The sequence below is a fragment of the Streptomyces caatingaensis genome, assembly GCF_001187435.1.
Lineage (GTDB): Bacteria > Actinomycetota > Actinomycetes > Streptomycetales > Streptomycetaceae > Streptomyces > Streptomyces caatingaensis.
On sequence record NZ_LFXA01000002.1, the window covers coordinates 970,188 to 989,114 of the forward strand.

The window sequence follows — 18,927 nt, forward strand, 5'->3', positions numbered from 1 at the left end:
GTGTGCGAACGGCGTTCGCAAAAGCGCCCGCCCCCGTCCACCCGAGGAACGCCTTGGCCACCACCGCCCCCCGGACCTCCGGGAACGCCGCCCTGACCGCCCTCGTCCTCGCGGTCCTCTCCTACTCCCTCGTCCAGACGATGCTGGTGCCGACCGTCGGCGTCCTCCAGCGCGACCTCCACACCTCTCCGGCCGCCGCCTCCTGGGCCGTGCTCAGCGCCACCCTGCTCGCCAGCGCCGTCCTCACCCCGCTCATCAGCCGCCTCGGCGACCGGCACGGCAGACGCCGCGTCCTGGTGGCGACCCTGACGGTGCATCTCGCCGCGACCCTCGGGGCGGCCTTCGCCCCGGGCGTCGCCCCGCTCATCGCGCTGCGCGCCGTCCAGGGCGTCAGCCTCGCCCTGCTGCCGCTGGCCCTCGGCCTGATCCGCGACGTCCTCCCGCCGCACCGCGTGGCGGCCGGGCTCGGCCTCGCCTCCGGGCTGGTCGCCGGTGCCGCCGGCGCCGGGCTGGTCGTCGGGGGCCTCCTCGTCGACCACGCCTCCTGGCGCTGGCTGTTCGTCGCCGGCGCGGCGCTGATCGCGGCCGCCCTGCTCGCCGTCCTGCGCTGGGTGCCCGGGAGCACCCACACCGCCCCGGGGCCGCTCGACCTCCCCGGCGCGGCCCTGCTCGGCGCCGCCCTGGTCGCCGTGCTGCTCGCGCTCACCGAGGGGCCGTCGTGGGGCTGGGCCTCGGCCCCGGTGCTCGTCCTCCTCGCCGCCGGCGCCGTCCTCGCGGCGCTCTTCCTGCGCCGCGAACGCCGGGCCCGGCACCCGCTCGTGGAGCCGCAGTTGCTCCTCGGGCGCGCCGTGGGCACCGTCCACCTCGGCGCCTTCCTGCTGGGCGCCACCCAGTTCGTCTTCTACGTGCTCATCCCCAGGCTCGCCCAGTCCCCGGCCGGCCAGGGCCCCGGCTTCGGCGCGTCCGTCACGGCCGCCGGGCTGATCCTCGTCCCCGGCACGCTGTGCGGCCTGCCCGCCGGCATCCTCGCCGGCCGGGTCGAACGGCGCCTGGGCGTCCGCGCGCCGCTCGCCCTCGGCCTGGCGGCCGGCGCGGCCGGCGGGGCGCTGCTGGCCCTCGCGCACGGCACGGCCTGGCAGGTCGCCGGCTGCTACGCCGTGATCGGCACCGGCTCCGGCATGGCGATGGCCGCCCTGCCGCGCCGGGTCGGCCAGGTCTCGGCGGCGGCCGACGGCGCCACGGCCAACGGCGTCAACACCGTGGCACGCACGGTGGGCGGCGCGGTCGGCAGCCAGCTGGCCACCGCGATCCTCGCCTCACGGCCCGCCGCCTCGGGCTTCACCGTCTCGTTCTGGACGGGCGCGGCCGTCGCCGCCGCCGGTGCGCTGCTGGTGTCCGCGGGCCCGCGCGTGGGCGGACCGGCCGCGCCGGCGCCGCGCGAGCCGGCGCGCGCCTCGGCCCAACAGACCCTGGAGTCATGAGGTGTGGGGATCAGCCCGGCCCCAGCCCGTACACCCGCCGGGCGTTGCCCGCCCCGATCAGCTCCGCGACGCGCGCCGCGTCCCCCGCCGACCAGGCGCCGTCGCCCACCCAGCCGTCCAACAGCCGCGCCAGGCCCCGGCGGAAGAGCTCGGCGCCCACCACGTACAGCTCCGCCAGACCGGCCGCGTCCGTGGAGAACATCAGCTTGCCGAAGGGGGCCAGTTCCAGGGCCTCGGCCAGCACCGCCTCGGCGCGGGCGCCGCTGTACGACAGGGCGAGCCCGACGTCGGCGTAGACGTGCGGGAAGGCGTGGGCGAGGTAGGCGGCGCTGCGGTGGTACGGGTAGCAGTGCAGCAGTACCAGCGCCGAGCCCGTGGGGCGCACCGCGCGGGCGAAGTCGGTGAGCAGGGCCGGGTCGCAGCGGTGGAGGGTGAGGTCGGGGTCGCCGAAGCCGGTGTGCAGCTGGAGCGGCAGGCCGGTCTCGGCCGCGGACCACAGCAGGTGCCGCAGCAGCACCGGATCGGTGAGCCGGCCGCCCGGCGTGCGGCAGGCCAGCCACCGGTCCGCCGCGGCGCGCACCTCGGCCTGGCCGGGCGGGTTGGGCTCGAAGTCGAGGCCGTAGCGGTAGGCGGCCACCGACTTGAAGGCGACCGCCGTGCCCGCGGCCTCGCCCACCGCGTGGGACAGCCCGGCGAGGAACTCGGCCCGGTCCCCCGCCGCGTCGGCGATCCGCTCGGCCAGCCGCTCCAGGCGCACCACCTCGTGCCAGGCGGCGCCGCCCGCCGCCCGGGCGAGCTCCTCGGGGCCCGTCAGGTCGTCGTCGAGGCCGGTGTCGACGAGGTAGTCGGTGATGCCGGTCGAGCGCAGCAGCCGCCGGGCGGTCTCGTCCGGGCCGAGCTCCCGGCGCCGTTCGAGGTACTCGGCCGGGGCGCAGTGCGGGTCGAGACCGAGCAGCGGCGGGCACCAGCGGCGCACGGCGTAGCCCAGCTGGCTGTCGAGGAAGGTGGTGCCGGACGGGGCGGGCGCGTCGGACTCGCTGAGGAGCGCGGCGAACGCGTCGGGCCCCGGCTCGGTGCGGAGCAGACCGTGGCAGTGGTGGTCCACCAGCGCGGGCGGGGACGGCTTGGCGTGGGCGCCCATGTCAGTACCGCCGCCGTGTCGCGTCGGCGATCTCCTGCGGGGCCGCCTCCTCGTACTGCCGGACCTCCGCGCGGCGCACCGCCGCGACGGCCTCGAAGAGCGGCTCACCGAGCGCGGCCCGCAGCACGTCCGAGCGCAGGAAGCAGTCCAGCACGGCGGCCGGCGAGGCGGGCAGCCGCTCCTGGCCGCCGGTGACGGCGGGGTCGCCGGCGGCCGGCGGCGGCAGCGTCAGGCCGTCCTCGATCCCGGCGAGCCCGGCGGCGATCACCGCCCCGGCCGCCAGGTACGGATTGGCCGCCCCGTCGAAGCACTTGACCTCGGCGTTGGCCTGGTCCTCCGCGTCCGGCGGGCCCGGCACGAAGCGGATGGCGGCCTCCCGGTTCTCCGGTCCCCAGCAGGCGAAGACCCCGGCCCAGTGCGAGGGCTTGAACCGCAGATGGCTCGCGGGGGAGGGGGCGCCCAGGGCGAGCAGCGCGGGCAGCTCCCGCAGCACGCCGGCGAGGAACGCCGCGCACTCCGCCGTCATCCCGGACGGGCCGTCGCCGCCCCGGCACAGGTTCCGCTCCCCGCGCAGCAGGCTCAGATGCAGATGGGCGCCGTTGCCCACGCCGCCGGGATCCACGACGGGCCCGAACTCCGCCCGGACGCCGTGCCGTTGGGACACCGCGCGGACCGTCTCGCGGACGAGCACGGCGAGGTCCGCCGCCCCCACCGGGTCCGCGGCCGCCACCGACACCTCGAACTGCCCCGGCGCGTACTCGGGATGGAGCTGGAGGACCTCGACGTCCTGCGCGGCGAGGGCGTCGAGGACGTCCCGCAGATAGCCGGACAGCTCCACCAGCCGCGCCATCCCGTAGGCCGGTCCCGAACAGGCGTAGGAAGGACCCCCGTTGGGGCCGTCGTCGCGCGTGACGATCCACTCCGTCTCGAACCCCATGCGCAGCCGCAGCCCGTGGTCGGCCGCGGCCCGCTCCGCCATCCGGCGGGCGAACCGCCGCTGGCAGGCGGCGTACGGGCGGCCGTCCTGCTCGTACCGGTCGGCCGGCGCCCAGGCCCAGCCCGGCTGCGCGGCCAGCACGGTGAGCCGGCCGAGGTCGGGGAAGAGCCGCAGATCACCGGTGGGGCCGCCGATGTACGGACTGGTGACGACGGAGTCGTCCGTGAGATAGACGTCGAACACCGGCGACATCCCCACCCCCCAGCGCGCGGCGTGCGCCAGCCGGGCGGTCGGCACGCCCTTGACCCGGGTGATGCCCGCGTTGTCCACCCAGGTCAGGGCCACGGCCCGGACGTCCCGCGCGGTGAGCTGCGCGGCCTCCTGCCGGGCCGCCGACTCCGCGCGCTCGCGTTCCGGCCTGTGCATGGCGGTCTCCTCCGGCGGGGTGTGGGGACGGCGACGGCGCCACCGGGAAATCCGCGCCGCCCAGAGATTCTGGTCCGGATCGCCCCGCGCGACACCTCGAACCGGGGCCTTTCGGTGGAATCGGGGACGCGGTGGTGTCAAGGTGCCGCCGTGCGGCCCGCGTTCACCGCTCCCGTCCGAACTCCGGTTCCCGGCCGGGGAGATGGACGGCGCGGCGGGGCCGCGGCCGCCGTCGCCCCCGGCGCCCGCCGGACGGGGCGGAACCGGACGGCCGACCCTCGGTTGCGGGAGCCCGCCCCTGCACCGAGGCTGGAGCCGAGATCAGCGAGCCAGCCCGGACGGATCCAGCCCGGACGCTTCTCCCGGAACGGCCTGTTCCGGCCCGGGGAGCAGCCGAGTGAGCACTGGTGCGAGCGCTGGGCATGAGGTGCCGGGCCGGCACCGTTGAGGAGTCAGTCATGTCGGAATCGCCTGGCGTCCTGCGGCGCGGCCGTGGACGCCACCGGCGCCGCAAGAGGGTCCCGCTGCCGGCGGTGGTCGCGGCGGCGGTCCTGGTGGCCGGCTCGACGTACGCGGCGACCTCGACGGACGACCCGCCGGAGTGCGACGCCCGGCCGCCCGGCGGTGCGGGTGCCGCGGCCGCCGGCGGCTGCGCCCCCCGCCCGGCCGCCGGTGCCCCGGCCCGGCGCCGGCCGGGCGGGGGCCACGGCGCGCCCGACGGGACCGCCCGCCGTCCGGCCGGCGTCCGGCCGGCGCCGGTGGCCGGCGTCCCGGACCCGGATTCCGGCTACGACCGGGAACGCTGCGGCAACACCTCCGGCCGGGTGCTGCTGTCGCTGGACGACTGGCCGTACGACGACCCCGAACGCGCCGTCCGCATCGGCGCGCAGCTCCAGTCCCAGGGGGTCCGCGCGGCGTTCTTCCTCATCAACAAGTACGCCTCCCAGTACCCCCGCATCACCACCACCCTGCGCCGGCAGGGCCACTGGGTGGGCAGCCACACCTGGTCCCACCGCCAGCTCACCCGGCTCACGGACGACGAACTCCGCGACGAGCTGCGCAACGGCCTGCCCGGCAACTTCCTGCGCCCGCCCTACGGCGACGCCGGCCCGCGCGAGACGGAGGTCGCCGCGAGCCTCGGCCAGCGCGTGTGCAACTGGACGATCGACACGTACGACTGGCAGCAGGTGGGCGGGGCGTTCCGGGACGCGGACGCGATCCGGGCGACCGTGCGGGAGGCGACGCCGGAGGAGAAGACGAACGGGGTGATCCTCGGGCATCTGTTCAGCCACTTTCCCGAGGCGCTGACGGGGATCATCGGGGATCTGCGGGAGCAGGGGTACCCGATGTGCCGGAACACGGGGCCGGTGACGGAGCAGGTGCCGTACCCGCTGGAGTGCTGAATCGTTTCCGCCCCTGTAGCACACCACCCACCCCGCCCGCGCGGCACACCACCCACCCCGCCCGCGAGGTGGCGCCCGCCCCGCCCACGGCCCGAAGCTCACCCACCCGCACCCCGCCGCCCCCTGCGCCCTCGCAGAACCTCGACGCCCAGCGGCAGCAACGACACGAGCACCACCAGCCCCACCACCGGCAGGAGACAGCGGTCCACGCTCGGCACGGCCGAGCCGAGGGCGTAGCCGCCGAGGACGAGCCCCGCCGTCCAGGCCACGCCGCCCGCGACCTGCCAGGTGCCGAAGACGCGCGGCGGGACGTCCAGCGCCCCGGCGAGCGGGTTGAGCACGGTGCGCACGACCGGCACGAAGCGGGCCAGGACGATCGCCCGCGCGTGCCCGTAGCGGCCGAGCAACTCCTCGGCGCGCCCGGCGCCTTCGAGCAGCCGCTTGTTGCGGGAGCGGGCCAGGAGCGTGCGGCCGCCGCGGCGGCCGAGCGCGTACCCGCACTGGGAGCCGGCCAGCGTGCCGGTGACCGCGGCGGCGAGGACCTCCAGGAGGACGAGGTGCGGCCCGGAGTGGGCCCCCGGCCGGCACAGCAGGCCGGCGGTGAACAGCAGGGAGTCCCCGGGCAGGAAGAAGCCGACCAGCAGGCCGGTCTCGGCGAAGAGCACGACCCCGACGCCCACCGCCCCGAACGACGACAGCAGGGAGGACGCGTCGAGGAGGTTGACGGCGAGGGCGGGGGATGACGACGACACGGGAGCGCGGCCTCCGGCGGTCATGGTCTGCGCGGGAGCAGACGGTCGGCTCGAACTGTAGGGGATCGGGCGCGGGGGAGGGCCCGTTCCGGGCGCGTCCCGGGCGCGTCCCGGGCCCGGGACGCTCACCCGCTCCGCGGCCGCCGCGTGTCCGCGTGGACCCCCTGGAGGATCCCCATCGCCGCGCACACGGCGAACATCGACGAGCCGCCGTAGGAGACGAAGGGCAGGGGGATGCCGGCGACGGGCATGATGCCGAGCGTCATGCCGATGTTCTCGAAGGACTGGAAGGTCAGCCAGCACACGACGCCGCCGGCGAGCAGCGTCGCGAAGAGGTCCTCCGCGCGGCGGGCGATGGCCAGGGAGCGCCACAGGACCAGGCCCAGGAGGGCGATGACGGCGCCGGCGCCGAGGAAGCCGAGCTCCTCGCCGGCGACGGTGAAGACGAAGTCGGTCTGCTGCTCGGGGACGAAGCCGCCGCTGGTCTGGAAGCCGTGGAAGAGGCCCTGGCCGAGCAGGCCGCCCGAGCCGATGGCGATGCGCGCCTGGTGGGTGTTGTAGCCGACGCCGGAGGGGTCGAGGTGCGGGTCGGCGAAGGCGGCGAAGCGGTTGATCTGGTAGGCGCTGAGCAGGTGGAGGCCGAGCACCGCGACGACCACGGCGGCCGCCGCCCCGGCGAGGAGGGCGAGGAGCCGCGCGGGGACGCCGGAGAGGAAGAGCAGTCCGGCGGTGATGGCGGCCAGGACGAGGCTGGTGCCCAGCTCGTGACTGGCCATGATCACCAGGGCGGGGACGGCGAGGAGGGCGAGCGCGATCAGGGTCTGCCGCCCGCCGGGGACGCTCCCGCGCCGGGTCTCGCGGTCCTCGGCGAGCAGCGCGGCCAGCATCACGACGAGGGCGGGTTTGACGAACTCGGAGGGCTGGAGGGAGAAGCCGCCGCCGAGCACGATCCACGAGTGGGCGCCGTTGATGGTGCTGGCGAGCGGGGTCAGCACCGTGGCGAGGAAGAGGAGCGACGCGCCGTAGAGGACGGGCGCGTAGCCGCGCAGCCGCCGGTGGCCCAGGAAGGCGAGCGCCAGGCACAGGACGAGCCCGAGCACCAGGTTGAGCATGTGGCGCTTGAGGTACGAGTAGGGGTCGCCGCCGGCCGCGTCCTGCCGGTGGACGGTGGCCGACCAGGTGAGCAGGCCGCCGACGCAGCCGAGGGTCACCATGGCCCCGAGCAGGACCCAGTCCAGGTGCCACAGGGGGGAGGAGCGGCCGAAGGCCCTCAGCAGCGGGCTGCGGGCCTGGGGCCGGACGAGTGCGATACCCACGGGCGGTCCTCCGGGAGGCAGGGGACGGCCGGGGGGACGCGCTGTGCGGGAACCGGCCGGGGAGGGTCCTTCCCCGGCCGGGCCCCGCCCTCCCGTCGTTTCACCCGATCGTGAGGTCGTCGGCGAGGACGGCACCCTGGCCGTACCAGCCGTGGACGTAGACGGTGACCTTGCCGGAGGAGTCGGTGGTGAAGGGTACGGAGAGCTTCGTCCAGTCGCCCGCGGAGGCCCACTTGTCCGCCGTCGCCCCGCCCGAGACGCCGAGGAAGGCGTAGTCGCCGCGGACCCAGCCGCCGAGCGTGTACGAGGTGCCGGGCGCGAGCGTCAGCGTCTGGCGGCATTCGCCGGTGCCGGACGCCGAGGGCGTGCTCCGCAGGGCGTACGAGCCGCCGTGCGCCTGGCCGTTGACCACGGCGGCGCCCTGGTCGCAGGTCCAGGGGGCGGTGGTGCCGGTCTCGAAGTCGCCGTTGACGACGTGGCCGGGGGTGCCGGCGCCGGGGACGGTCAGGGTGTACGTCGCCGTGTGGGCGCCGGTGGGCGAGGTGCCCGTGATGATGAGGGGGTAGCTGCCGGGCGGGGTGCCGGAGGCGACGGAGACGGTCAGGCGGGCGGACTCGCCGGCGGTCACGGAGGAGGGGGAGAGCTGGGCGGTCACCCCGCGCGGGGCGCCGTCCACCGAGAGCCGGACGGCCGGGGCCGGTCCGGCGACCACGGCCGTGCCGACGGTGGCGGTCGCGGAGCCGCCGGGGGGCACGGAGGCCGCGCCGGGCGAGACGGAGAGCGAGAAGTCGGGCCGCGTGGGCCCGCCGCCGCCGGTGAAGGGGGCGAAGGCGCGGCTGAAGTCCCAGGTCTCCTGGGCTATCCCGGAGCAGGTGTCGGAGCCCTTGGTGCCCGGGCAGCCGCCGTTGTCGCGCTGGAGCGCCCAGAACGAGAGGGTGTTGATGTCCCTGGACACCGCCCACTGGTAGACCTTCGCGGCGTCCTGGACGGTGAACGTCTCGGCCGGTCCGTAGTCGTCGATGCCCGGCATCTCGGTGACGCCCGTCATCGCCCACAGCTGTGCGTCGCTCTTCTCCGGGTGGAGGGCGGCGAGTTGGGAGTGCAGACCCTCGGCGGCGCTGACGGTGTCGGCGGCCATGTCGTGCTGGGCGCCGTCGTAGTAGTCGAACGTCATGAGGTTGACGACGTCGACGCGGGTGCCGTTGGCGGCGGCGTTGCGCAGGACGGCGAGCCCGCTGTCGGCCAGGCCGTGGGTCGTGGTGGGCAGGGTGTAGGAGACCTGCAGGGGGCGGCCCTGGGCGGCGGCCCGGTCCTGCACCTTCTTGACGGCCTTGTTGCGGCGGTCGATGCCGGCCGCGTTGGTCAGCGAGTTGTCCTCGATGTCCAGGTCGATGCGGCTGATGTCGTAGGTGGTGATGACGCGTTCGAAGGCTTCGGCGATCTTGTCGGTGTCGGCGCAGCTGTCGGCGAGTTCGGTGCCGCCGTTGTCGGCCGCGTAGCCGCCGAAGGAGGGTATGACGTCGCCGCCGCGCGAGCGGATGGTGGCGAAGTCGGCGCCGAACACGGCGGAGGAGACCGGCTTGCCGGTGTCGCCGTTCCAGTAGGGCGTGCAGGAGCCCTTGGCCTCGGTCTGGAGGAAGGCCATCGTCAGGTGCTTCGCCCCCGACTGGGCGGAGAGCGCGGCCGGGTTGTCGGAGAGCCAGCTCTCGAAGTACGGGGCGAAGACCCGCGGGGGCAGGGGCGTCGCGGCCGCGGCGGGCTCGCCGCCGCCCAGGGCCAGGGCCGCTCCCGCGACGGCGGTGGCCAGGGCGGCCACCGCGGCGCGGACGGTGGGGCGTCGTCGTCTCACGGATGCTCCCGGTGACTGAGGGGTGCGCGGGGTGGGGGCAGTCGCGCGGTGAACATCGTTGGACTGGACCAGAGTTGCGTCAAGAGTCCTGACGCGACGGAAAGATTTCCGCGGCCAACCATGCCTCAATACCGGGTACTTGACGGCCTTTGCGCGAACCGCGTTCCGGGGTAGAAGAAATCCCCCCGCACCGGGCGGTGAAGCCCGGTGCGGGGGGATTTCCGCGGAACCGCGAGGCCGTCGTCAGCCGTTGGCGGAGCCGTTGCCCGAGATGATCGGGATGTCGTCGAGGATGTGCGACAGCTGGTCGTCGCCGTCGTTGATCGTCGAGTTGTCCGTGCACTGCTGCTGCTGCTGCGAGGTGAGGATCGGCACATCCTGGACGCCGATGTTGAGCAGTCCGATGAGCGACTGGATGCCGACCTTTCCGATGCCGACGCACAGCTTGTTCAGCGAGCCCTGGACCAGGCTCATCTGCGGGCTTTCCTTGCCGCCGGTGTGGGTGTTGCCGTAACCGGTCTTGGCGCCGTTCGCGTTGTAGACGTCTTGGTCGTCCCCGAACGCCATCGCGGGAGTGGCCATGGCGCCGACCGCGGAAGCCGTCACGGCGGCCGTGGCGATTGCCTTCTTGAGCACGTCTATGCCTTTCGATCGAAGAGGGTTTTCCCGCTCGGGAAGCGAACTGAGTAACTCTGGCCTTTTTGGGAAGTTCCGGGATTTCACTCATTCGAGCCATCGATGCCGGTCGGGGCCGGTGCGGCCGTGCTTCTCCGTATCTCCGGGGCTTTGCCGGGCCGCACCGCGCGGGGCGGCCCGGCATGTGGGTGACACCGGCGGAAGGGCGTCCGCGCGGCTGGTACGGTGCGGGACGCGGCGGGCCTCCCGTCGTCGGCCCGCCCGGACGGCGCCCCCACGCGACGCGCCCGGGCGGGCCTGTGACCTCGGCGGGCGGACGTCCGGAGGCCGGGGCGAAAGGGGCGAGGGGGACGGGTGTGACGAGGGGGACACCGACGTCAGGCGCGGGGTCGTATACCCTCGTCCGTGTGAATCTGCTTGTAAAGCGACGCCACGTGGACTTCCAGCGCGTCACGAGCATGTCCTGTCGCCGCTCCGGCTGACCGGCGCCCTCCGCTGCCCGACGTCTTCCCCGGGCCGGGGCGCCCACGACGCTGAACACCTCGCGTCGTAGCTTTTCCGTTTTTCTCCAGCTTTCTCCGGCTTTTTCGTACCTGCCCTCCGCTGCGCCCCGCCCCGCCCGCGTACCCTCGCTGCGGCCGCGGGCCGTCCGGTGACCCCGGACGCGGACGGGCCCTCACGCACGCTGTGGACACCTCATGAACGACAAGCTCCCCGTCATCGACCTCTCCGCCGCCTCCGGCACCCCCGACGAGCGCGCCCGCTTCCACGAGGCGCTGCACGCGGCCGCCCGCGACGTCGGCTTCCTCCACCTGACGGGCCACGGCATCACCGACGCCGAGACCGCCGAACTCATGCGCGTCACGCGGGAGTTCTTCGCCCTCCCCGAGGCGGACCGGCTCGCGATCTCCAACCTCAACTCGCCCCACTTCCGCGGCTACACCCGCATCGGCGACGAACGCACCGGGGGCAGCCCGGACTGGCGCGACCAGCTCGACATCGGCGCCGAACGCGCCCCCCACGCCCCGGCCCCCGGCGAGCCCGGCTACTGGTGGCTGGACGGCCCCAACCAGTGGCCCGCCGCCCTGCCCGCCCTGCGCACCACCGCCCTGCGCTGGATCGACCGGCTCTCCGCGGTCGCCGGGCGGCTGCTGCACGAACTGCTCACCGCGATCGGGGCACCCGCCGGCTTCTACGACGACGCCTTCGCCGACCGCCCCCACCTGCACCTCAAGCTCGTCCGCTACCCCGGCAGCGCCCCCGACGGCGCCGGGCAGGGCGTGGGCTGGCACAAGGACTACGGCTTCCTGACCCTGCTGCTCACCGACGAGGTCGGCGGGCTCCAGGTCGAGGGCCCCGGCGGATCCCTCATCGACGTGCCGCCGCTGCCCGGCGCCTTCGTGATCAACCTGGGCGAGCTGCTGGAGGTGGCCACCAACGGCTACCTCAAGGCCACCAACCACCGGGTGGTGAGCCCGCCCGGGACCCGCGAGCGCTACTCCGTGCCCTTCTTCTACAACCCCCGCCTCGACGCCCGGATCGAGCCCGTCCCCTTCCCGTACGCCGACCGGGCCCCGGGCGTCACCCAGGACGCGGCCAACCCGCTCTTCGCCGAGTACGGCCGCAACGAGATCAAGGGCTGGCTCCGGGCGCACCCGGCCGTGGCCGAGCGCCACCACCGCGACCTGCTGGCGGCCGCGGCCGCCGGGTGAGCCCGGACGGCGCCCCGTGAGACCGGCGTCACCACCCCGCCCCCACCGACACCCATCAAGGATTTGTAAAGTGAGCGGGCGTCGTCACCTCGTGATCACAGGAACGGGGGCGTGGGGGGTGGGGTTGTGCGGGGACGGATCGAACTGGGCACCGGGATCGGCTGGCGGCCGGAGATCGCCGACGAGATAGCCGGACTGGCCGGGATCGACTGGGTCGAGGTCGTGGCGGAGAACATCTGCCCCGGCCACCTCCCCGACGCCCTGCGCCGGCTGCTCGACGCCGGCACCACCGTCGTCCCGCACGGCGTCTCCCTCGGTCTCGGCGGCGCCGAACGCCCCGACCTCGCCCGCCTCATGGCCCTCGCCGAGCGCGCCGAGGCCCTGGGGTCGCCCCTCGTCAGCGAGCACATCGCGTTCGTGCGCTCCGCCGCCGGCCCCGGCCCCCGGCTGGAGGCCGGGCACCTGCTGCCCGTACCCCGCACCCGGGACGCGCTCGACGTCCTCTGCGAGAACGTCCGCATCGCCCAGGACGCGCTGCCCGTCCCGCTCGCCCTGGAGAACATCGCGGCCCTCTTCGCCTGGCCGGACGAGGAACTGACGGAGGGTCAGTTCCTGGCGGAGCTCGTCGGGCGGACCGGCGTGCGGCTGCTGGTCGACGTCGCCAACCTGCACACCAACCACGTCAACCGCGGCGAGGACCCGGCCCGCGCGCTCGACGAACTGCCCGTCGAGGCCATCGCCTACGTCCACGTCGCCGGCGGCCACGAACGCGACGGCCTGTGGTACGACAGCCACGCCCACCCCGTCACCCGGCCCGTCCTCGACGTCCTCGCCGAGCTCCGCGCCCGCGTCACCCCGCCCGGCGTCATGCTGGAGCGCGACGACGCCTTCCCGTCCGGGGCGGAGCTCGCCGCCGAACTGGACGCCATACGCGCCGTGATGACCGGAGCGGGGGCTCGCCATGGCTGAGACCGACGCCGCCCGCGAGCGCCTCGGCCGCGCCCAGTACGCCCTGCTCGCCGCGCTCGTCACCGACACCCCGCCGCCGCCCGGCTTCGACCCGGAGCGCGTGGCGGTGCAGCGCCGGGCGCTGGGGGCCAAGCGCGCCGGCGTCGTCGCCAAGGTGGCGCCCGAACTGCCCCCGCTCCTCGGGGACGACTACCGCCGGCTCTTCCTCGACTACGCGGGCAGGCGGTCCATGACCGACGGCTACCGCCGCGACGCCCTCGACTTCGCCCGCCACCTGCTCGCCGAACGGGCCGTGCACGGCCCCCGCCGGGACGCCCTCTCCGCCTGGCTGGCCGAGCGGACCGCCGCCCCCGCCGCCGGACGCCTCCGCCGGCTGAAGACCGCCCTGCGACGAAAGGCAGTGAACCGATGATCGTGGCCGTGGTGGTGACACTCGTCGCCGTCGTCGCGCCCGCCCTGTGGACCCTGTGGCTCTGGCGGCGAGCGCGCCACCCCTCCGGAGCCCTCTCGCTGGTCAAGCCGGGCCTGCTGGAGACCGCCTACCTCCGGGGCGGCGCGGGCCGGGTCACGGACACCGTGATCACCAAGCTGTGGCAGGACCGGCGCGTCAAGGTCAACGGCGGCCGGCTCACCGTCAAGCGCCCCGTCGCCGACAACGCCGTGGAACGCGCGCTGCTGGGGCAGTTCACCACCGACTGGGCCAAGGCGCTGCGCACCGTGCGCTCGGACCTGCGCCGGCATCCCGTCATGGAGCCCCTGCACCACGGCCTCGTCGCCCAGGGACTGCTGGCGGCCCCGCGGACGTGGCGGCTGTGGCGCAGGGCCCTGCTGGCCCTGCGCGTCGGGCTGGTCGTCACCCTGGTCACGACGCCGATCGCCGACATCTCGTCGTTCCCCGGCGTGCTCGCCGTCGCCGCCCTCGGGGCGGCGGTCGCCGTCGTCTGCCGGCAGGGCAAGCGCCGCATCCCCTACACCGCCGCCGGCGAGGACCTCGCCCGGCGCATGCGGTGGAGCCCCACCGACCCCGCCGAGCACCCCGAGGGGCACGCCGGCGTCGTCGCCGTGCACGGCACGGAGGCGCTCACGGGCACGGCGCTCCGCCACGAGTTCCGGGACGCGGACAAGGCGGACCGCGCCGCCCGCCGCGGCGGCTCCTCCTCGTCCTCCTCCTCGTCCGCCGCGTACGGGACGGCGTCCTGCTCCGTGGTGGTCGGCGCCTCCTGCGACGGCGGCTGGAGCGAGGCCGGGTGGGGCGACGGCGGTTCGTCGTCCGACTCGGGCGGCTCCGGCTGCTCGTCGGGGTCGAGCTGCTCCAGCTGTTCCTCGTCGAGCTGTAGCAGCAGCAGCTGCTCGTCCTGACGTCCCACGTCACCGGCGGCTCCCGGCCGCGACCCCCGCCCAAGTGACGGCGGCCAGCACCGCCCCCGCGCCCATCAGCCGGGCCGCGCCGAACGTCCCCTGGAGCAGGGTGACCGCGTACGGCGCGGCCATGCCGGTGTACGCCGCCGTCCAGAACAGCGCCGTCACGCGCGCCAGCCGCTCGGGAGGCGCGGCCGCCGCCGTCTCCGTCAGCCCGTAGGACAGCAACAGGCCGTAGCCCGCGCCCAGTACGGCCGCGGCGCCGAGGGCGAGCACCGGCCGCCCCCCACAGGCCGCCGCGGCGGCGAGCGCGAACCCGGCCGCGACGACGGCCAGTCCGGCGCGGGCGGCGGCCCGCCGGCCGCGGGCCGTCAGCCGCCGGGCCGGCGGCTGGACCAGCAGGCCGGCGCCGGGCACGACGGCGGTGGCGATCCCCGCGTAGACGGTGCGCCAGCCCGCCACCCCGTGCACCAGGGCGGGCAGCGTGACGAACCCGACGGTCGGCGCGGCGAACACCCAGGGGGCGAGCGGCAGGACGGCGCGGCGGAAGCGCGCCCGGTCCCAGCCGGCCGGGGACGCGGCGGGCGCGGGCCCGCCGCCCGTCTCGGGCGCCCCGTACGCCGCCGCCCACGCCCCGCCCGCCAGCAGGAGGTGCGGCACGTACGCGAGGACCGTCGGGTGCGGCGCCCACTGGGCGATCAGCGCCGAGACTAGGCCGCCGGAGGCGAAGCCGGCGGAGACGAACAGCCCGGGCCGGCGGGCCGCGGCACCGGGCGCCGCGTCCGGGACGAACGGCGGGCCCGACAGCTCCTTGACCCACGCGCTGCCCGCCGCCAGGAGGGCCCCCGCGCCGATCCCGGTGAGCAGCCGGCCGGGCAGCAGCCACCACGCGGACGCCGTCCCCGCCATGAGGACGGCCGTCGCGACGAGGTTGACGGCGAGCGCCGTCAGGGCGACCGGGCGGCGGCCCAGCCGGTCGGCCAGCGGCCCGCCCGCCAGCAGCCCGGGGATCAGGCCGAGGACGTAGACGGCGACCAGCCCGGTGGCCGCGGACTCGGAGAGGCCCAGCCCGGAGCGGTAGACGCCGAGCAGGGAGGAGAACTGGTTGGCGCTCCAGCCGGAGGCCGTCATCATCCAGGCCGCCCGCAGGCCGGGCCGGGACGCCGTCCGGGCCGGCGCGGGGCGTGAGGTGATCGTGCTCATGGCGGCCGTTGTACGGAACACCCGGCGGGCCGCGCCGCCCGCGTTCACGAATCGTGAACGCCCGTGCGGAGCGCGGGCGGCGGCCGCCTAGGGTGGACGGCATGGATCTGCGGCTGTTGTCCTCCTTCCTGGCCGTGGCCGAGGAAGGCCACTTCGGCCGGGCCGCCGCGCGGCTGTTCCTGTCCCCGCCCGCCGTCACCGGGCACGTCCGCCGGCTGGAGACCGAGCTGGGGACGCGGCTGTTCCACCGCTCGCCGGTCGCCCTGACCCCGGCCGGGGAGCGGCTGGCCGGCCACGCCCGCGCACTGCTGGCCGCCGCGAACGCCGCGCTCGACGACGTGGCCGACGCCGCGGAGGCCCGCCCGGGCCCGCGCCCGCTGCGCGTGGGCATCATGGGCCACGGCTCGGCGGAGCTGACCCCGGCGGCCATCAACGCCTACCGCCGGGCCCGCCCCGAGGTCCCGGTCGAGACGCGGCAGCTCGACTACACCGAGCACGTCAGCGCGCTCGTCGGGGACCGGGTGGACGTGGCGTTCGTCCGGCCCGCCCCCGACGACGAGCGGATCGTGTGCGACGTGCTGACCACCGAGCGGCGCATCGTCGCCGTCCCCGAGACCTCGCCGCTGGCCGACGCCCGCGCGACGGGGGTCCGGCTGGCGGACGTCGCCGACCTGCCCTACTTCCGCCTCCCCGGCCACACCCCGCGGGTCTTCACCGACTACCTCTACTTCGGCGGCGACGCCCCGCGCCGCAGCACGCACACCGCGCTGACCCCGCACGAGGTCCTCACCGCGGTCGTCACCGGCCGCGCGGCCGGCAGCGGGCTGGAGTCGTTCGCGCGCTACTACGCCTGGCCGGGGGCGGTCTTCGTGCCCGTGCTCGACGCGCCCTGGGAGAGCAGCTACCTGGCCGTGCGGGCGGACGACACCAGCCCCGAGGTGAGGATCTTCCGCGCGCTGGCCCGGGCGCTGGCGGGGGACCGGGGGCCGTGGGCTCAGGCCACCCGGTAGGCGGTGTCCGGCACGTCGGTGACGAGCATGTGCCCCGGCGCGTGGGTGATGGCGAACGGCGGCGCGGAGGCCATGAGGGCGGCCTGCGGGGTGACGCCGCAGGCCCAGAAGACGGGGACGTCGCCGGGCCGGGCCGGGACGGGGTCGCCGAAGTCCGGGCGGGAGAGGTCCGCTATGCCCAGCTCCGCCGGGTCGCCGGCGTGGACGGGGGCACCGTGGACGGCGGGCATCAGGGCGGTGAGGCGGCGGGCGGTGTCCACGAGGCGGGCGGGGACGGGCCGCATGGACACGACCATCGGCCCGTGCAGCCGCCCGGCCGGCCGGCACTGACGGTCCGTCAGGTACATGGGGACGTTGCGGCCCTGCTCGACGTGGCGCAGCGGGACGCCGGCCTCGCGCAAGGCGCCCTCGAAGGTGAAGCTGCACCCGATGAGGAAGGCGACGAGGTCGTCCCGCCACACCCCGGTGACGTCGGTGGGCTCGCCGGCCGGCTCCCCGTCGCGCCAGACGCGGTAGCGCGGCAGGTCGGTGCGCAGGTCGGCGCCGGGGGCGAGGACGGTGGCGGGCGAGCCGGGCTCGGTGACGTCCAGGACCGGGCAGGGCTTCGGGTTGCGCTGGGCGAACAGCAGCACGTCGTAGGCCCAGTCGGCGGGCACGGCGATCAGGTTGGCCTGGGTGCGGCCGTCCGACCAGCCCGCGGTGGGGGTGGCGAGCCCGGCGCGGAAGGCGGCCCGGGCGTCCGCCGGGGAGACGGAGGCCCGGGGGCCGGTGGGACGTGCGGTGGTTCCCATGGGCACCTCGCCGAGGCTGTGGGGGGACGTCCGTGGCACCGCACCCTAGGGATTGTTGAACAACCAGCGCAAGAGGCCGTACGGCAAAGGACGTTGGCCGGGCCGCTCAGGGCCGGATCAGCTGCGTCGCCTGTTCGTCCACGCCCAGCGCGGGCTCGGGCTCGGGCCGGCGCGCCGAATCGCTGATCTTGAGCAGCAGCCCGATGAGGACCCAGGTCGCCACCTGGGACGAGCCGCCGGAGGCCAGGAAGGGCAGCGCCTTGCCGGTGAGCGGGATCAGGCCCGTCACACCGCCGCCGACCACGAACACCTGGAGGGCGAGCGCGGTGGCCAGCCCGGTGGCCAGCAGCTTGCCGAAGGCGTCCCGGGCGCCGAGCGCGGTGCGCAGGCCGCGTTCGACGAGCAGGGCGTAGAGCAGGAGGACGGCCATCATGCCGGCGAGCCCGAGCTCCTCGCCGACGCTGGTGAGGATGAAGTCGCTGCGGCCCGCGAACTTGATGAGGTCCGAGTGGCCGTGGCCCAGCCCGGTGCCCAGTACCCCGCCGCTGCCGAAGCTGAACAGCGCCTGGGCCGACTGGTCGGAGACGATGCCGGGCGGCCGGGGGGTGTCGTAGTACGACATGGGGTGCAGCCAGGCGTAGACGCGGCCCTTGACGTGCGGCTCCAGGGAGCCGACCACGGCCGCGCCCACGGCGAACATCAGCAGGCCGGAGACGACCCAGCTGCCGCGCTCCGTGGCCGCGTAGAGCATGATCACGAACAGCCCGAAGAAGATCAGCGAGGTGCCGAGGTCCCGTTCGAAGACCAGCACCAGCAGACTCAGCAGCCACACGGCCGCGATCGGGCCGAACTGCCGTCCGCGCGGCAGGTAGAAGCCCATGACACGGCGGCTGGCCAGGGCGAGCGCGTCCTTGTGCAGCGTCAGGTAGCCGGCGAAGAAGACCGCGATGCCGATCTTCACGAACTCGCCCGGCTGGAACGACAGCGCGCCCAGCCGGATCCAGCGCTTCGCGCCGTAGGAGTCCTGCCCGAAGAAGGCCGGCGCCATGAGCAGCACCAGGGCGCCGAAGATCATCACGTACATGTACCGCTGGAGGTGGCGGTGGTCCTTGAGGAACACCAGGATCGCCAGGCAGACGGCCAGTCCGATGCCGCTCCACATCAGCTGGTTGGGCTCGGCCGCCGGGGCGTGCCAGCGGATCGCGTACGAGATGTCGAGCCGGTGCAGCAGGATCAGCCCCAGCCCGCTGAGCGCCACCGCGAGCGGCAGGATCAACGGGTCCGCGTACGGGGCGAATCTGCGCACCGCCAGGTGCGCGGCCCCGGCGACCGCCGAGAACCCGGCGGCGTACCACACCAGGTCGCCCGGCACCGAACCGTCGGCCGCCAGCCCGACGCAGGCGTAGCCGCACAGCGTCAGCACCACCGCGAAGCCCAGCAGCAGCAGTTCCGCGCCGCGTGCCCGCGGCGCGCCCCCGCGCACCGGTGTCCCGTCTCCCGCGCCCATGCCGTCCCTCGTTCCCGCGCGTGCCGTCACCGGCGCGCTCCTGGCTCGTCCGTGCGGAGGGGCCGCACCCCTCTGAAGGAGTGCCGGGAGCCGGGAAAGGTTGCGTTGTTGTGCAAGTGTGCCTGGACGGGGTGGTGTACCGGCCATTTGTGACCGCCTCCCGCCGGGGCGGGGGCGGCTGCCGGAGGTCTGTGCCAGGGGCGGTGCCGCCGCGGGCGCGGGCGTGTGACCTTGGCGGGGACGGCGGCCGGGCCCGGACGGGGGACGGGCCGGGGTCACCCGTCCGGGCTCCGAATGACCGCAGGTTCGGGTGGCGGTTTTCCCGTGGTTTCGGAGGCGTTGACGGGTCCTTGCTCTTGTTCGGTGCGTCACGGCGGCCGGATACTCGGTCTCGCGTTTGGCATGAACGCGACGTTCCGGCGGTGCTCCGCCGGA

General features: G+C 75.3%; 14 protein-coding genes and 1 pseudogene. 6 read left to right on the forward strand and 9 right to left on the reverse strand.

Annotated features, from left to right (window positions below):
• Nucleotides 1-53 precede the first annotated feature (53 nt).
• Nucleotides 54-1,481, forward strand: a complete 1,428-nt coding sequence (locus tag AC230_RS04915; protein ID WP_078870949.1) for an MFS transporter — start codon at nt 54-56, stop codon at nt 1,479-1,481.
• Between the two features lie 10 nt (nt 1,482-1,491).
• Here AC230_RS04915 and AC230_RS04920 read toward each other — a convergent pair whose 3' ends face one another.
• Nucleotides 1,492-2,622: an amidohydrolase family protein gene (locus AC230_RS04920; protein WP_049714662.1), complete on the reverse strand. Its 1,131-nt coding sequence runs from the start codon at nt 2,620-2,622 to the stop codon at nt 1,492-1,494.
• Nucleotide 2,623: 1 nt separating this feature from the next.
• On the reverse strand, nt 2,624-3,985 hold the full coding sequence (locus tag AC230_RS04925) for a type I glutamate--ammonia ligase (RefSeq protein WP_049714663.1): 1,362 nt from the start codon (nt 3,983-3,985) through the stop codon (nt 2,624-2,626).
• 458 nt (nt 3,986-4,443) lie between these two features.
• Between AC230_RS04925 and AC230_RS04930 the strand changes: the two genes are divergently transcribed.
• Entirely contained in the window at nt 4,444-5,388 is a 945-nt protein-coding gene (locus AC230_RS04930) for a polysaccharide deacetylase family protein (RefSeq protein ID WP_049714664.1), read from the forward strand.
• A 98-nt stretch (nt 5,389-5,486) separates the two neighbouring features.
• Here the strand turns inward: AC230_RS04930 and AC230_RS04935 are convergent, their stop codons facing one another.
• From AC230_RS04935 to AC230_RS04950, 4 genes are all read right to left on the reverse strand, one after another.
• Nucleotides 5,487-6,164, reverse strand: coding sequence for a DedA family protein (locus AC230_RS04935; RefSeq protein WP_049714665.1), 678 nt, complete (start codon nt 6,162-6,164; stop codon nt 5,487-5,489).
• A gap of 101 nt (nt 6,165-6,265) precedes the next feature.
• Nucleotides 6,266-7,456 carry a rod shape-determining protein RodA gene (rodA, locus tag AC230_RS04940; protein ID WP_053160990.1) on the reverse strand — a complete coding sequence of 397 codons (1,191 nt, stop codon included), beginning with the start codon at nt 7,454-7,456 and terminating at the stop codon, nt 6,266-6,268.
• 100 nt (nt 7,457-7,556) lie between these two features.
• A complete protein-coding gene (locus AC230_RS04945; RefSeq protein WP_049714666.1) occupies nt 7,557-9,305 on the reverse strand; it encodes a carbohydrate binding domain-containing protein in 1,749 nt (582 codons plus the stop codon).
• Between the two features lie 243 nt (nt 9,306-9,548).
• Nucleotides 9,549-9,941, reverse strand: a complete 393-nt coding sequence (locus tag AC230_RS04950; protein WP_049714667.1) for a rodlin — start codon at nt 9,939-9,941, stop codon at nt 9,549-9,551.
• A gap of 698 nt (nt 9,942-10,639) precedes the next feature.
• On the opposite strand from AC230_RS04950, the gene AC230_RS04955 reads away from it, so the two are divergent.
• From AC230_RS04955 to AC230_RS04965, 3 genes and pseudogenes are all read left to right on the forward strand, one after another.
• Nucleotides 10,640-11,653 carry an isopenicillin N synthase family dioxygenase gene (locus AC230_RS04955; RefSeq protein ID WP_049714668.1) on the forward strand — a complete coding sequence of 338 codons (1,014 nt, stop codon included), beginning with the start codon at nt 10,640-10,642 and terminating at the stop codon, nt 11,651-11,653.
• Nucleotides 11,654-11,791: 138 nt separating this feature from the next.
• Nucleotides 11,792-13,034 (forward strand): annotated as a pseudogene (locus AC230_RS04960) (MbnB/TglH/ChrH family RiPP precursor modification enzyme).
• A gap of 8 nt (nt 13,035-13,042) precedes the next feature.
• Entirely contained in the window at nt 13,043-13,981 is a 939-nt protein-coding gene (locus AC230_RS04965; protein ID WP_157868510.1) for a TIGR04222 domain-containing membrane protein, read from the forward strand.
• Between the two features lie 9 nt (nt 13,982-13,990).
• On the opposite strand, the gene AC230_RS04970 is transcribed toward AC230_RS04965, so the two are convergent.
• On the reverse strand, nt 13,991-15,184 hold the full coding sequence (locus AC230_RS04970) for an MFS transporter (RefSeq protein ID WP_241833073.1): 1,194 nt from the start codon (nt 15,182-15,184) through the stop codon (nt 13,991-13,993).
• A 101-nt stretch (nt 15,185-15,285) separates the two neighbouring features.
• Here AC230_RS04970 and AC230_RS04980 point away from each other — a divergent pair, with 101 nt between their 5' ends.
• A complete protein-coding gene (locus AC230_RS04980) occupies nt 15,286-16,194 on the forward strand; it encodes a LysR family transcriptional regulator (RefSeq protein WP_049715030.1) in 909 nt (302 codons plus the stop codon).
• Here AC230_RS04980 and AC230_RS04985 read toward each other — a convergent pair.
• Together AC230_RS04985 and AC230_RS04990 are read right to left on the reverse strand one after the other, a co-directional pair.
• Nucleotides 16,179-16,985, reverse strand: a complete 807-nt coding sequence (locus AC230_RS04985; protein ID WP_049714672.1) for a putative hydro-lyase — start codon at nt 16,983-16,985, stop codon at nt 16,179-16,181. The genes AC230_RS04980 and AC230_RS04985 overlap by 16 nt on opposite strands.
• Before the next feature lie 106 nt (nt 16,986-17,091).
• The gene (locus AC230_RS04990; RefSeq protein WP_049714673.1) at nt 17,092-18,492 is read right to left on the reverse strand and encodes an FtsW/RodA/SpoVE family cell cycle protein; all 1,401 of its coding nucleotides are present in this window, start codon (nt 18,490-18,492) and stop codon (nt 17,092-17,094) included.
• Nucleotides 18,493-18,927 lie beyond the last annotated feature (435 nt).

Coding starts and splice junctions, on each gene's coding strand:
- AC230_RS04920 (WP_049714662.1), bottom strand. CDS start 2,622: ATGGGCGCCCACGCCAAGCCGTCCCCGCCCGCGCTGGTGGACCACCAC.
- AC230_RS04925 (WP_049714663.1), bottom strand. CDS start 3,985: ATGCACAGGCCGGAACGCGAGCGCGCGGAGTCGGCGGCCCGGCAGGAG.
- AC230_RS04930 (WP_049714664.1), top strand. CDS start 4,444: ATGTCGGAATCGCCTGGCGTCCTGCGGCGCGGCCGTGGACGCCACCGG.
- AC230_RS04935 (WP_049714665.1), bottom strand. CDS start 6,164: ATGACCGCCGGAGGCCGCGCTCCCGTGTCGTCGTCATCCCCCGCCCTC.
- AC230_RS04955 (WP_049714668.1), top strand. CDS start 10,640: ATGAACGACAAGCTCCCCGTCATCGACCTCTCCGCCGCCTCCGGCACC.
- AC230_RS04970 (WP_241833073.1), bottom strand. CDS start 15,184: ATGAGCACGATCACCTCACGCCCCGCGCCGGCCCGGACGGCGTCCCGG.
- AC230_RS04980 (WP_049715030.1), top strand. CDS start 15,286: ATGGATCTGCGGCTGTTGTCCTCCTTCCTGGCCGTGGCCGAGGAAGGC.
- AC230_RS04985 (WP_049714672.1), bottom strand. CDS start 16,985: ATGGGAACCACCGCACGTCCCACCGGCCCCCGGGCCTCCGTCTCCCCG.
- AC230_RS04990 (WP_049714673.1), bottom strand. CDS start 18,492: ATGGGCGCGGGAGACGGGACACCGGTGCGCGGGGGCGCGCCGCGGGCA.